Raw genomic sequence first — 14,262 nt, 5'->3', positions numbered from 1 at the left:
AGAGTAGGACACCGCCGGACAACACGTAAAAAAGGTAGAGGCCCCACACCACGGTGTGGGGCCTCCCTTGCTTTAACAACCACACACCCTCACGGCCACCCCACCACGGTGGCCACCGTCGTTTAACGCGTAATACAAAGAGCGCGGTGCAGGACTCTTCAGTTGGTCGATATATGGTGGGCGCATTGCTTGCTATTGGGAAGAGTGAATCATGACTGTTTTGACGCCGCATCACGACGGGTCCGCGATGTATGTACAAGGCGAAGGGCTCCTGGGCGAACGCTGCACGTTGCGCATGCGTATTCCGCAGTCGTGGGGCGCTGCAACCCGGGTTTGGGTGCGCAACGTCCAGGATGCCGAGCCCCGCTACGACGAGGCTCAGGTCCTCGGTATTACTGACGGTTGGGTGTGGTGGGAGGCCGCCATACTGGCCGTCAACCCCGTGGCGCTGTACCGATTCGTCATTGAAGTAGCCGGCGAGGCGGGCGAGGGTTCCAGCTATTGGCACTTGAACAACGCCGGCCCCCACGACAGGGACACCTCGGACTACAACGACTTCCGTGTCACCACCGCAAGGGATGCCCCCGAGTGGTCCCGCGACGCAGTCATGTACCAAGTGTTCCCTGACCGTTTTGCCAGATCCGCCAAGGCCGCGCAGCGGCCCACCCCGGAGTGGGCTGTTGCGTGTGATTGGCAGACGCCCGTCCACGGCAGCGGCCCGGACGTGGCGCGGCAGTTCTACGGCGGCGACCTTGACGGCGTGACGGAGAAGCTGGACGAGCTCGCAGCACTGGGCGTGGACATTGTCTATTTGACCCCTTTCTTCCCCGGCCGTTCCAATCACCGCTACGACGCCTCAACCTTCCACTCGGTGGATCCGCTTCTGGGCGGCGATGAGGCCCTCATCCGGCTGGTGACGGCCGCCCATGCCCGCGGCATGAAAGTCATGGGAGACCTGACAGCCAATCACACTGGTGACGCTCATGAGTGGTTCACGCGTGCCCAGGCAGATCCAGACTCTGTTGAAGCGAGCTACTTTTACTTCAACGAAGACCACAGCGAATACGAGTGCTGGTGGGGCGTAAAGTCACTGCCGAAGATCAACTGGGGCTCGGATGCGCTGCGCGAGGCGTTTGTCACCGGCGAAGATTCTGTGGTGGCGCACTGGCTCAAGGCCCCCTTCAATTTGGATGGCTGGCGCATTGACGTCGGCAACATGACGGGCCGGCTCGGGGCCGTGGACATGAACCGTGAGGTTGCCGCGCTGATCCAGGCCAGAATTCTCGAACTCAATCCCCACGCACTGTTGTTGGGTGAGGAGACCTCCGACGCCGGAGCTGACGTTGATGGATTCGGCTGGCAGGGCGCCATGACGTACTCCAACTTCACCCGGCCAATGTGGCAATGGCTGGCCGATCCCAGCGCGCGCGTGGACTTCTTTGGGACCCCGTTGCCCGGTCCCAACAAGGTAAATGCCGAGGTGGTCCTTGCCACGCACAGGGATCTGTCCAGCGCCTTCAGCTGGCCGGTGCGCAACGCCACCATGAATGCGCTGAATACTCATGACACGGCGCGTGCGGCCAGCGTCATGATCCCCGGCGGGCCCATCGTGGCGGCCGCCCTGTCCATGCTCCTGCCCGGCATCCCTGTCATTTTCTCCGGTGACGAGTTTGGTTTGGAGGGTGACAGGGGTGAGTCCTCACGCACGCCCATGCCGTGGAATGAGCCCGCACGGATTGTCACCGACTTGAGGGCCGCATACGCATCCTTGACCACCTTGCGCCATGAGAGTCCCGCTGTGGCAGAGGGTGGCATGCGTTGGCTAATGGCCGACGGCGATGTGCTGGCTTTTGTGCGTGAGTCACCTGAGGAGTCGCTCTTGGTTATTGCAACGCGTGCTGACATGGTGGGCCTGGACTTTGATGATCTGGGTCTTGACCTTGCCGGCAGTCAGGCACTCAACGCAGCCCCGGCCTTCGCTGCGGGCGAGTTCAAAGTGGCACAAGACCTGGCTCTGGCCGGTCCGGGAGCGTATGTCTGGCGCCTGCCCGGGGTGAGTATCCCGCCGTCGTCCTAGCAATGCAGCCAGCGTGTGTGCTTCTTCTAGACTGGAAGGAGCACACACAGGCATTGACGGAAGGTTCTGCGCAGCCATGGCGGTACAAGAATTACATCTCAACCAGCAATTCGCACATGAACTGCGGGAAACCTTGCGAGGGGACCAAATCAGTGTTGCCGAGAGTGATCTGCAGACCTACGCCATAGATCAGGGTCCCGTCACGGACTACCATGAGCCCGTTGCCGTGGTCTGGGCTGAGACGGTGGCCCAGGTGCAGGCAGTGGTCAGGGCGGCAGCCGCCCACAGTGTTCCGCTGGTCACCCGTGGCGCCGGCACGGGGGTCTCGGGTGGCGCGCACGCTACGGCCGGCGCCGTGGTGCTGAATCTGACCCGGATGAACAAGATTCTGGAAATCAACGCTGCCGATGAAATTGCGCGGGTTGAGCCCGGAGTCATTAACGGAGACCTCAATTCAGCGGTTGCCGAGTTTGGCCTGATGTTTGCCCCGGACCCGGCCAGTTTCAAGATCTCCACTGTGGGCGGCAACATCGCCACTAATGCCGGTGGCCTGCGCTGCGCCAAATATGGTGTCACCCGCGACGCCGTCCTGTCCCTCGAGGTGGTCATGGCTGACGGCTCACTCATTCACACGGGCCACAGGACGTTCAAGGGCGTGGCCGGCTACGATCTGACCAGCCTGTTTGTGGGTTCGGAAGGCACCCTGGGCATAGTTGTGGGGGCAATTGTGCGGTTGAAGTACCTGCCCACCATAGTGCGCACCTTGGCTGTCTTCTTCCCCGATGTGCAGCGGGCTGCTGCGGGCGTACTGGCGCTGGGTGCGGCGCGTGTGCAGCCCTGCATCCTGGAATTGCTGGACGGGCCGTCCCTGAAGGAACTGGACATCCGCAACGGGAGCAACCTCTCGCAGCGCGGAACCGCGCTGCTGCTGATCCAGTTTGACGGTTTGGCCGCCGAACAGGAGGAGACCTTGGCGGCTTCTGCTTTGGAGGCACTCGGTGGCACTGTCAGCCGCGAGGATCCGGCCGAAGCACAACGCCTGGTTGACCTGCGCCGCAACAACCGCGGCCTGGACGTGGACGCTGAGAACCGGGTGGGTGAGGACGTGGCTGTGCCGCGGTCACAGCTGGTTCACTACATCACCGCGCTGGAAGAGATGGCCGTACGCCATGATGTTGAGCTGCAGGTCATTGCCCATGCCGGCGACGGCAACCTGCACCCCACATTCTCTGTGCCCACTTTTGCGCCCGATCGTATCAAGGCACTCAATGCCGCCCTGGACGAGTCTATTGACAAGGCGCTGGAGTTGGGCGGCACTATTACCGGCGAACACGGCATAGGCCAGTACAAGCTGCGGTGGTTGGGGCTTGAGCAGGCCGAGCCTGTGCTGGAGATGCAACGCCAGATCAAGGCACTTTTTGATCCGCAAGGAATCCTCAACCCGGGCAAGGCAATCCCCGCCGCCTCCTAGACGCTCGCTCACATACGGGGCGATAATTCAGAACGCTCGCTCACTAACGGATTCGGTGGTGAGCGAGCGTTTCCAAAAAGTGCCCCGATGTGAAGGAGCGTCGGGAAAAAGTGCCCCGGATGTGAGCGAGCGTCGAAAGGGTGAGTGGGCTATTCGAACGCTGCGTCTGGGAGGACTCCGCCTTCTAGCATCTTGATGGTCGCCGTGTCGGTGCTGAGCATGATGGCGTCCTCGTCCCGGCGGAAGCGCAGGATGTTGTCCACGTAGGACTGCACGGCCTCGGCGAGGGGCACGTTGCGTTCCTCCTCCTGCGACTTGTACCAGCGGTGCTCCAGGACCTCGTGCACCACCTCGGCCGGTTCCAGCTTGCCGCCCAGTTCGCGCGGGATGGAGCGCACAATGGGCTCAAAGATGGAGCTGACCCACTGGTGGGCGCTGATCTCCTCATCCAGGGGAGGGGCAACGTCGTTCCGGAACGAGTCCATGTCATTGAGCAGGCGCCGGGCCTGGTTCTCCTGGGCGTCGATGCCCGTCAGGCGCAGCAGACGGCGCTGGTGGTGGCCGGCGTCGACCACCTTGGGCTGCAGCTGGATGGTGGAGCCGTCGGGGGTGGTCTTGATGGCGTATTCCTCAACATCGAAGCCCAGCTCGTTGAGGCGGCGGATGCGGGCGCCCACGCGCCACCTGTCCTCCAGCTCGAACGACTCCTTCTCGGTCAGCTCTGCCCACAGGCGGCGGTAGCTTTCCATGATGAGCTCGCTGGTGGCCACCGGATCCACTTTTTCCTCGATGAGCCCGCCCTCGAGCAGGTCCATGAGTTCACCGGCAATGTTGACCCTGGCAATTTCAAGATCGTACTCGCGCTGCCCCGTGGACAGGTCCGGGTACAGCTCACCGGTCTCGGCGTCCACCAGGTACGCGGCAAAGGCGCCGGCGTCACGGCGGAACAAGGTGTTGGAGAGGGAAACATCGCCCCAGTAGAAGCCCACCAGGTGCAAGCGCACCAGCAGCAGCGCCTGGGCGTCGATGAGGCGGGTCAGGGTGTCGCGGCGCAGCTTCTGTGAGAACAGGGCGCGGTACGGCAGGGAGAATTTCAGGTGCCGGGTGACCAGTACAGGGTCCAGGGGTGCGCCGCTGGGCGTGGTGCGGCCGCTGATGACGGCAACGGGTTCAACGCAGGGCACGTCCAGGCGGGCCAGTTTGCGCAGCATGTGATACTCATGCCGGGCCACATGCTCGGAGGTTTCCTTGATGGCGATGACGGAACCGTCCAGGTGGGCAAAGCGGACCACATGGCGGGAGATGCCGCGGGGGAGTGCCGCCAGGTTGGCGGCAGGCCATTCCTCGAGCTTGATGTGCCAGGGGAGGTCCAGCAGGCCGGGATCGGCGGAGGCAGCGATGATGTTCAAGGAACCCATCACGGCCGCGGGCGGCGCACTTTGCCTGGGCAACTTACCAATCTGCTCAAAGTCGGTTGGCTCGTGGTTCCATTTGGCGCCTGGTTGCTCAGTCATAATACAAATTCTCTCTTAAATGGTGAAGCGCGGCTGCCTGCTGGAAAAGTCCAACAAGCAACCGCGCCATACAACTCGTGGTGGGCCCACGCCTGCGAGGGGCCCCAACTAAAGACGCGCCAGCGGCTTCAGTTGGGGAGCAGGTGGGGACTAGTCGCGGGTTACAGCCTTGTCGCCCAAACGCAGGCCGGAGGTTGCATCGAAGAGGTGCACGTGGCCAACCTGGGGGCGGACGTGGATGGTGTCGCCCTTCAACGGTGGGCGGCGACCGTCGACACGGACAACCATGTCGCGCTCGTTGCCATCGATGATTGCGTGGCCGTAAACGTAAGCATCGGCACCGAGCTCTTCTACGACGTCGGCCTCAACAGCCAAGCCTTCGCCGGCACCAACCAGCTCGAGGTCTTCGGGACGGACACCAACGGTGACGGTGTTGCCTGCGGCTTCGCCGAGGACAGCGCTCTGTACGGGGTAAATTGATCCACCGAACTTCACACCGCCGTCAACAACGGGCAGTTCCAGCAGGTTCATGGCGGGGGAGCCGATGAAGCCTGCAACGAAAACGTTCTGCGGTGCATCGTAAAGGTTGCGCGGTGTGTCAACCTGCATCAGCAAGCCGTCCTTGAGGACTGCAACGCGGTCACCCATGGTCATGGCCTCAACCTGGTCGTGGGTCACGTAGACGGTGGTGACGCCCAGGCGGCGGGTCAAGGAAGCAATCTGCGTACGGGTCTGAACGCGGAGCTTGGCATCCAAGTTGGAAAGCGGCTCATCCATGAGGAAGACCTGCGGGTTACGCACAATGGCGCGACCCATGGCAACACGCTGACGCTGGCCACCGGAGAGTGCCTTCGGCTTGCGGTCAAGGTATGCCTCAAGGTCAAGAAGCTTTGCGGCTTCCTTGACGCGCTTGGCGCGCTCTTCCTTGGAGATGCCGGCAATCTTCAGGGCGAAGCCCATGTTGTCAGCAACGCTCATGTGCGGGTACAACGCGTAGTTCTGGAAAACCATCGCGATGTCGCGGTCCTTCGGCGGAACGTCTGTGACGTCGCGGTCGCCAATCAGGATGCGGCCGGCGTTGACATCTTCCAGGCCGGCGAGCATGCGCAAGGAGGTGGACTTGCCACAACCGGAGGGTCCAACGAGAACCAAGAATTCGCCATCGGCGATGTCGATGTTGAGCTTGTCAACAGCGGGCTTGGTGGTTCCCGGGTAAATGCGGGTTGCGTTATCAAAAGTTACTGTAGCCACAGCAATAAATCCCTTCATCGGCAGGTACGTGCCGAACGATCCTCAAGTGAATGGTTGGTAATTCCATCAGACCGCAGACTACCTAGGGCAGCGCGGGCTGACTTATGAAGTATGACACATTTTCCCTATGACCGAAGTCACTTCTGGTATTTGTGTCAATTTTCCATACTTATTACTTACTGCACCTTAATTACTACACGAGCTCGAGTTGATCCGCCACCACGCGGCCACGGTGCAGGACGGTGCGATCCTCAGGCTTGTCCATGACAGCCGCCGCCACGGAGTCCCCGGCTACCAGCACAAAGCTTGCGGCGTCGGAGACTTGCGTTCCGGGTCTATCGGCGACGGAGCTCAGCCTGGGTGTGGAACGGTCCAGGATGGACGCCCCGCCCATGGAGGCCACGGCCACGGCGTGTTCAATCAGCTCATCGGCTCGGAAGCCGTTGACGAACGCCAGCTGCCAGGTGCGGGCCAGCATGTCGGCGTTCCCGTAGGGGGACCAGTAGTCGCGCTGGCCGTCCTCGCCCAGTCCCACGCGCACGCCGGCCTCGACCAGTTGCGCTAGGGGAGGGTGGTGGCCTGTGCCGGGGGCAACCGTTGCCGTGGAGATGTCCAGCTCCGCCCAGGTCTCGATGAGCGCCCGGGTGCGGGCCTCGCTGACACCCCACAACGGGTAGCCGTGGGAGATGGTCACATTGCCCTGCATGCCAAGGGCCCGGGTTCGCTCGGCGATGAGGTCTGCACTGAAGTGCCCCAGCTCGCCGGGTTCGTGCAGGTGGATATCGATGGGCAGCTGGTACTTCTCGGCCAGTCCAAAGACAAGGTCCAGGTGCCGCACGGGGTCGCGGTCCAGGGAACAGGGATCGATTCCGCCCACCACGTCGGCCCCGGCCTTGAGTGCTTCCTGCAACAGCTCGGCGGAGCCCTTTTCCAGCAGCAGGCCTGCCTGCGGGAAGGCAATGATTTTCACCTCGGCACGGTCCTTGTGGGTTTCGCGGGCGGCGGCCACGGCCTCAAAGCGCTCCAGGCCGCAATCCACATCCACCTGGGCGTAGCTGCGGACACGGGTGGTGCCGCGTTCAATCATCATCCGCAGGGCGGTCTCGACGCGCTCGCCGATGGGGGTCTCTGCGTTGCGCCAGTTGTTGCGGTCGTTCATCATCATGCCCCAGACGCCGGGCGCGCCCGTGTGCTCCCGGAACGGCAGGCCCAGGCGGGTGGAGTCCAAGTGCACGTGGACGTCGGAGAAGGAGGGCAGCAGCAGCCGACCGCGACCCTCCACCACCGTTTCGCCGCCGTTCGCAGCGGCCGGGTTGTGTGGCGTCACTGCGCTGATGTGGCCATCGACCACCGTGACATCGCTGAGGTCCCCGCCCCAGGGGCGGACTTCACGAATGACGGCGGAGTTCAAGGTGGTGCCCTTCATGCGTTGTGCGTGCCGCCGTTGGTGCGGGCGGCGAGCAATAGTTCAAGAACTGCGGGCAGCTGGTGGGGAGACTCGATGCGGAAGTGGGCGCAGGTGTTGCCTTGGCCCACTTTGACGCCCACATCTCCTGGGAGGAGGGCGGCAAAGGCGTGCTCGTCCGTCACATCGTCACCGGCAAAGAACGTTGCCGTTGCTTGGGTGGACTCCCGCAGCGTGGCCAGGCCTTCGCCCTTGTTGGCCGAGACCACAGAAATCTCCAGCACCATTTTGCCCGTGGTGATGGTGAACGCCGGGTTCTGTGCCAGTTCCTGGTTAACAAGGTCGACGGCGGCTTGGCCGTCAGTTTCGCTGGCCTGCCGGTAGTGCAGCACCACCCCCGCGGGTTTTTGCTCCGCCATGGTGCCGGGGTACAGCGCCACTGCCTGGGCAACGGCGGCCCGGGCCTCGGCCAGGGCAGTTGCTTGGCGAAGGGAGGGTTTTAGCTCAGCTGAGCTAGGACCCAGATGTACTTCCGCCCCGTGGCTGCCCACCAAAAGTGTCGGCTCCGGTGGAGCGGCGACCACACGCAAACTGGCCAGGGCGCGCCCGGACACAAGTGCCGTCGTCGTACGTTCCAAGGCAGACAAGGCTGCCAGGGCTGCTGCGGAGCGGGGGAGGGGGCGGGCGTCCTCTGCGCGGTCAACGATGGGGGCCATGGTCCCGTCAAAGTCCAAGGCCACCAAAAGGTGCGGTGTTTGTGCCAGCGCGATGACTGCAGCGCGGAGGTCGCCCGGCAGGTCAGCTGTCATCGCGGATTGCCTTCTGGGCCAGGGTGTTCAGGAAGTCATCGCTCCAGCGCTGGACGTCGTGGGCGAGGATTTGCTTGCGCATGGCGCGCATGCGGCGGCCGGATTCGCGCCTGGGCAGGTCGATGGCCCGCACGATGGTGTTCTTGAGGCCGTCGATGTCGTGGGGGTTGATGAGCAGTGCTTGCTTGAGCTGATCGGCGGCGCCGGTGAATTCACTGAGCACCAGGGCGCCGGTGTTGTTGGTGCGGGCGGCGACATACTCCTTGGCCACCAGGTTCATGCCGTCGCGCAGGGCAGTCACCAGCATGACGTCGGCGGCCAGGTAGAGCGCCACCATCTCCTCGACGGGGTAGCTGTGGTGGAGGTAGCGGATGGCGGTGTTTTGGATGGTGTCGAACTGGCCGTTAATCCGGCCCACCATGCCTTCCACGTCCTCGCGCAGCTGCTTGTACGTTTCCACGCGCTCGCGGCTGGGGCTGGCCACCTGAATCAAGGAGGCGTCCTCCACCTTGACCTTGTCGTCGAGAAGCAGTTCGCCGTAGGCCTTGAGTCGGTGTGTGATGCCCTTGGTGTAATCCAGCCGGTCCACGCCCAGGAGGATTGTCTTGGGGTTGCCCAGGTCCTCCCTGATTTGCTGTGAGCGGGCAATGATGTCGGGGCGGGCTGCCAGCTCTTGAATTTGGCACACATCGATGGAGATGGGGAAAGGCTCTGCCCGGGCAATGTGGCTGTACCTGCCGGCGGCGTCCTTGACGTGGACCTGTTTGGCCTTGACGCCGGCGCCGAGGAAGCGCCTGGCCGAGCGCAGAAAGTTGGCGGTGTCATTGGGGCGTTGGAAGCCGATGAGATCCGCGCCGAGGAGCCCCTCCAGGATGGCCTTGCGCCAGGGCATCTGGGCGAAGATCTCGGGGGAGGGGAAGGGAATGTGGTTGAAGAAGCCGATGCGCAGGTCTGGGCGGAGTGCGCGCAGGTATTGCGGGACCAACTGCAGCTGGTAGTCCTGCACCCACACGGTGGCGTTGGGGGCTGCGGCCTGGGCGGCGGCCTCGGCGAACCGGGTGTTGACCAGTTGGTAAGAGTCCCACCAGGTTCGGTGGAACTCAGGGGGTGCGATGACGTCGTGATAGAGCGGCCAGAGCGTGGAGTTGGAGAAACCCTCGTAATACAGCTCCACCTCGTCGCTGGACAGCGGGACGGGGATGAGGTCCATGGACTCGTGATGGAAGGGTTCCAGCACCTCGTCGGGGGCACCGTGCCAGCCCACCCATGCGCCGTCGCGCGTTGCCATCACGGGTGCCAGGGCTGTGACCAGGCCGCCCGGCGCGCGTCTCCATCCGGCGTCGGAATCTTCAGTGGAAATCCTGTCCACCGGCAGGCGGTTGGAGACCACAACGAAGTCCGAACCGCCTTCGTGGATGGGCTGTTTTGGCGGAGTATCTTCAGGCATGTGCAACTCCCGTGGTTGAGACTAGGGTTTGTGTCAGCTTAGCCGCTTGGCCGCCTGCGCTGCCATGAAGTGGCATTTTGTGCGGTCCTGTTACCTTGAGAGCATTCTCCAAGGTTTCTCCCCTAAGATAATCAAGAACACGCCGTAGAACGGCCCTTTTTCATGCCCAAAGACTTGAGGAACTATGAGCTCTAAAAATGATCCGCGGTTGTCCAAAGCTGAGCGCACCGCTTTGGCGCGCGAGCAGGCCAAAACGATTCGTGATGCCCAGCTGAAGAAGGAAAAGCGCAAAGGCTGGCTGATACGTGGCGGCGTTTTGGCGGCTGTGGTGGCCATTGTGGTGATTGTTGCGCTCATAGTCATTCAGACGAACAAGGCCAACGAGCCGGTGGCGTCCACGGGCCCCGTGCCGACGAATATGAACGCTTATGGCGGCATTGCCCTCGGGGCCGATGGTGCTGTTATCAAGCCGACCACCACGGAGACCACCGTGGACATCGACAAGGTGGGCACGCCTCCCACCGCTGCTGCTGAGAAGGCTTTTGACCTGCAAAAGATTGGCATCCAGCCCTCCGCCACCGGCGAGCCGATCCAGACTGTTGTGTACTTCGACTTCATGTGCCCGTTCTGCGGCCAGTTTGAAAAGCAGTTTGGTCCGCAGCTGAAGTCTTTGGCCAGCGAGGGCAAGATTACCGTTGAATACCGCGCGCTGGGCTTCCTGGATCGCTTCTCCTCAGGCACCAACTACTCCTCACGCGCCGGCGCAGCTGCTGCCTGTGTTGCCGACAAGTCGCCGGAAAAGTACCAGGCATTCCTGGACCTCTTGTTCGTCAACCAACCCGCTGAAAACAGCAAGGGCCTGGACAACGCAACCCTGAAGAAGTACGCCTCCGACGTGGGAGCGGCGGACATCAGCTCCTGTGTTGATACCAAGACCTTCCGCCCGTACATGGCCAACACCACGGCGTTGGCAACTGTCCACGGTGTCACAGGCACCCCCACCGTGTTCATGGACGGTGCGCAGTGGCAGTCACCTGAAACGTTCGACGACTTCCTGGCCAAGGCACTGGCCGCCAAGAAGTAATCTTTTCTCTCTAGATGCTCCGTAGAAACCGGCTTTCCTGCGCTTATTTTGGCGGAGGGGAGCCGGTTTTTATTTTTGACGGCTCCTAGGGTAGCCTTGTCTAGCGCTTGATTGCGTTTGCCTCCTTAGCTCAGCTGGCCAGAGCACCGCTCTTGTAAAGCGGGGGTCATCAGTTCGAATCTGATAGGGGGCCCAAAAAGCCCGGATTTACAGGGATTTTGGAAGTGAGAATGGCCCCGAAAGGGGCCATTCGTCCTTAACTCTCCACAAACTCTCCAGATTAACTCTCCACTTTGGTTACTTTCCGCTAGTTTCCGCTGTTTTTGGAGGGTCTTCATAAGGCTCATGATCCTCCAAAAGTGGAGACTTGTCAGCCTCCGGCGATGGATCTTGGGTAGCCGATTCCAGAGCGGGTGCGTCGAAAAGTGATGCTTGTCCGTCAGCTGTTTGAGCCTGGTCAGGCGCTGGTCGCGCTTTGCGTTGCGGCTTGAAGGCGTCGACGACGGCCCTGGTGTCCAAAGCGCCGCGGCGTTCTTCAATGTAGTGCGCCTGGGTCATGGACACCTTCGAATGGCCGGCCTGATAGGCGGCGGCCTCAGCCCCCATAGTCCTCGCAATCATAGTCGCGTTGGTTTTCCTAAAGGTCTTCAGTGTCACCCAGTCGTACCCGATGGCGTCCGACGCTACGCGCCAGATTTTGCCCACGTTGTTCGCATCCATCACAGTACCGGTGGAGGACGGGTAGATCAGGTCCAGTGGGTTGGGTATCGCTGATCTTGATTGGCGTAGACGGCGCTTTCGAAGCTGCCTGACCAGGAAATCAGGGACCGTGAGCTGGCGGATGCCATGTCGGGTCTTTGGATGGTCTTGGATTCTGACACCGCCAACGGTGGTTCTGATAACTGTGGTGTGGATGAAGATAGTTGGAGGGTCGGCTTCCACATCGAGGTCTTCCCATAGCAGTGAGAAGAGCTCCCCCGGACGAACACCCAGGGCGACCAGACCGTCTGCTATTTCGTGGAGTTCCTGTGAACGCGGACGGCCGAGCGTCGAGGCTCGTTCCCACGCAATGAGTTTCCTCCGTAGGTCTTGATACTGCTCTGCATCCAGAGCCTGAGGTTTCTTCGAACGAAGCCGAGGAATTGATACTCCGAGGACGGGGTTGACGACGACGGCGTCGTGGCGGAGGGCGACCTTGAACATCCAAGAGAGCACGGCGCCGCAAGTTCTGGCCGTGGAGGGCCCCGATTCCTCAACTACTGAGCGAATGAAATGGTCAACAAGACCTGAGGTTGCCTCGCCAATTCTGACCGAGCCGATCCGGGGGGAGATGTGCTTCTTCACCATGTAGGCATATTTGTCTTTGGTGCGATCTGCCCTGTCGGAGGACTCCAGGTCAACAAGAAAGATCTCAATGAGGCGGTCGATCTTATCGGCGCTGGTGACCAAGCCGAATCGCGGGGTCTTGCGGTTGGCGAGCTTTTGTTGCAATTCTCGGCGTGCGGCAGCCGCGGACGGCCCCCGGGCCTCCACCCGGCGAACTTTTCCATCCATGTCACGGTAGCGGGTCTCCGCCAGCCAAGTCTTGGCTGATGAGCGTTTCGTATGGATGGATCCCCATGCACCGAGAGGGAGAGGTTGTCTACTCATCTATTGGGCTCCTTGTCATAGCCGTTAAGTCTCCGATTGGAGTGAAATCCAGGCATCAAGATCCGTTCGACTTACGCGCACGTGCCGCCCGATCTTGTAAGCGTGAGGACCAATTCCCCTCGAACGCCACTGGTAAAAGGTTGGGAGCGGAATCTGCAGCTCACGGCAGATCTCGGTCGGGGACAGCCACTCTTCAGGGAAGGCGTGGGCGGTTGTTGAGTCGGCTGGCTGATCGCTCATTGGGGGTCTCCTTGATTGTGCGGCATTCATCATTCCATGGCATATACCCATCAAAGCTGCATGACTTTGGGTGGGGAGTCAGGAGACGTTGAGCAGCATCCAGAATTAACAGATTTGCAGCACGACGCGTCCGACTGTTGCTGTAGGTCGATCCGGATTCGATCTTCAGATGCGAATCCTCGACGAACCTCAATAGATACAAGTTCTCCAGAGGCAGGCGGAACATCTGCGGCCATGGGATCGCCACTGACTGCCGGTGCAGCAGTTGTTCGCGGAAACGGCAAAGCCTCTGGCGTCTTGTCGCAGTCGACGCCCCAGACGATACTTGAGGAAACCACAAGAAATGGATCGGAGAGAGATGGCGGACCAGGAAACCCCAAGTGCATTGCCGGGGCCAGAACTCACGCCGCAAGGAGAACTTTCCAGACGGCTTAAACTTCTCCTCGACGCTGCCGTCGCCGAGCGGGGCCAGCCATTGACCTTTCGGGAGATCAGCGAGGCGCTGGCGACCCGCGGCGTGAACTTATCCAGGGCACGGTGGTCCTACTTGAAGGACGGCAACGGGCGCGTAATCCAAGACCGGCCATTGCTGACGGCCCTGGCGGGCTATTTCAACGTAAGCCCTGACTACCTAATGGCTGTCGGGGACATAGAAATTTCCGAAGAAGCTTGGGAGCGGCTTGAATCTGTCCACTCATTACGGGCCGAAAGAGTGAAGTCCTTCGCACAACAAACGCTGGGGGATGTTTCGCCGGAGACGTTGGAGGCCATCACCGAATACCTCAACGCAAGTGTTCCCCCGCGTCCGGGGAGAGGAGCTGCCGGCGATTCCGCAGATAGTCCTGGTGAGCCTCCAATAGAACCGTAATTCGGTCGTCATCGACGGAATAGCGAGGGGACCGGCCGTGCCGGCGGCCCTGGACGATGTCCACGATGATGACGCCGGTTTTTTCAAGCGCCAGAAGATGCTGGGCGACGCTCGCTTCCCCGGCGCTCACGGCGTCCACAATATCGCCACGGGGTACTGGACCGTGTTGCTCTAGGAACCGGATAATTTCGTTGCGCCCGCGATTGCCGAAAGCCTCAATTGAGGCTTCCACATCGGAGGTCCAAGCCAAATCTACAGGATGCGTGATCTTAGGCATGTCTCTATTGTGCCCCCTTTATCCACAGGTTTGTATAGACCCCGTTGACATTGGCAAATCGTGTGATGACACTAGTTAATATTCTCTTTCGGATTCTGGCACCCGTGCTGGAAGCCATCTAGGCCGCAACGCCGGCGCTCCATACAGACAGCGTAGGGGCTGGTCCCAT

11 protein-coding genes and 1 tRNA gene are annotated in these 14,262 nt (G+C 61.4%); 4 read left to right on the top strand and 8 right to left on the bottom strand.

Annotated elements, in window-relative coordinates; all coding sequences use genetic code 11:
- The first annotated feature begins 211 nt into the window (after positions 1–211).
- Both CVS28_RS05325 and CVS28_RS05320 read left to right on the top strand, forming a co-directional pair.
- Entirely contained in the window at positions 212–2,077 is a 1,866-nt protein-coding gene (locus CVS28_RS05325; protein ID WP_103480909.1) for a glycoside hydrolase family 13 protein, read from the top strand.
- Between the two features lie 76 nt (positions 2,078–2,153).
- The gene (locus CVS28_RS05320) at positions 2,154–3,548 is read left to right on the top strand and encodes an FAD-binding oxidoreductase (protein WP_103480908.1); all 1,395 of its coding nucleotides are present in this window, start codon (positions 2,154–2,156) and stop codon (positions 3,546–3,548) included.
- 149 nt (positions 3,549–3,697) lie between these two features.
- On the opposite strand, the gene CVS28_RS05315 is transcribed toward CVS28_RS05320, so the two are convergent.
- The 5 genes from CVS28_RS05315 to CVS28_RS05295 all read right to left on the bottom strand — a co-directional run bounded on the left by CVS28_RS05315 (position 3,698) and on the right by CVS28_RS05295 (position 9,974).
- The gene (locus CVS28_RS05315) at positions 3,698–5,062 is read right to left on the bottom strand and encodes a DUF4032 domain-containing protein (RefSeq protein ID WP_103467485.1); all 1,365 of its coding nucleotides are present in this window, start codon (positions 5,060–5,062) and stop codon (positions 3,698–3,700) included.
- A gap of 150 nt (positions 5,063–5,212) precedes the next feature.
- A complete protein-coding gene (locus CVS28_RS05310) occupies positions 5,213–6,313 on the bottom strand; it encodes an ABC transporter ATP-binding protein (RefSeq protein WP_103467490.1) in 1,101 nt (366 codons plus the stop codon).
- Positions 6,314–6,506: 193 nt separating this feature from the next.
- Positions 6,507–7,739: an amidohydrolase family protein gene (locus tag CVS28_RS05305; RefSeq protein WP_103480907.1), complete on the bottom strand. Its 1,233-nt coding sequence runs from the start codon at positions 7,737–7,739 to the stop codon at positions 6,507–6,509.
- Positions 7,736–8,527, bottom strand: coding sequence for a trehalose-phosphatase (gene otsB / locus CVS28_RS05300; protein WP_103480906.1), 792 nt, complete (start codon positions 8,525–8,527; stop codon positions 7,736–7,738). Before otsB ends, CVS28_RS05305 begins: the two co-directional genes overlap by 4 nt.
- Positions 8,517–9,974 (bottom strand): alpha,alpha-trehalose-phosphate synthase (UDP-forming), encoded by a 1,458-nt coding sequence (locus tag CVS28_RS05295; protein WP_103467482.1) that lies wholly within the window; start codon positions 9,972–9,974, stop codon positions 8,517–8,519. Before CVS28_RS05295 ends, otsB begins: the two co-directional genes overlap by 11 nt.
- A 184-nt stretch (positions 9,975–10,158) precedes the next feature.
- On the opposite strand from CVS28_RS05295, the gene CVS28_RS05290 reads away from it, so the two are divergent.
- On the top strand, positions 10,159–11,058 hold the full coding sequence (locus tag CVS28_RS05290) for a DsbA family protein (protein ID WP_103480905.1): 900 nt from the start codon (positions 10,159–10,161) through the stop codon (positions 11,056–11,058).
- Positions 11,059–11,177: 119 nt separating this feature from the next.
- Positions 11,178–11,251 (top strand) — tRNA-Thr (locus CVS28_RS05285).
- Between the two features lie 104 nt (positions 11,252–11,355).
- Here the strand turns inward: CVS28_RS05285 and CVS28_RS05280 are convergent.
- From CVS28_RS05280 to CVS28_RS19370, 3 genes are all read right to left on the bottom strand, one after another.
- Positions 11,356–12,708 (bottom strand): tyrosine-type recombinase/integrase, encoded by a 1,353-nt coding sequence (locus CVS28_RS05280; RefSeq protein ID WP_103480904.1) that lies wholly within the window; start codon positions 12,706–12,708, stop codon positions 11,356–11,358.
- Positions 12,709–12,732: 24 nt separating this feature from the next.
- Entirely contained in the window at positions 12,733–12,948 is a 216-nt protein-coding gene (locus tag CVS28_RS20415) for a helix-turn-helix domain-containing protein (protein WP_165788073.1), read from the bottom strand.
- Positions 12,949–13,730: 782 nt separating this feature from the next.
- The gene (locus CVS28_RS19370; RefSeq protein WP_133159060.1) at positions 13,731–14,093 is read right to left on the bottom strand and encodes an ArsR/SmtB family transcription factor; all 363 of its coding nucleotides are present in this window, start codon (positions 14,091–14,093) and stop codon (positions 13,731–13,733) included.
- Positions 14,094–14,262 lie beyond the last annotated feature (169 nt).

The organism is Arthrobacter glacialis (genome assembly GCF_002909415.1).
Classification (GTDB): domain Bacteria; phylum Actinomycetota; class Actinomycetes; order Actinomycetales; family Micrococcaceae; genus Specibacter; species Specibacter glacialis.
Note: the sequence above shows the minus strand (reverse complement) of the source record. Positions and strands in the feature narration are given on the sequence as shown.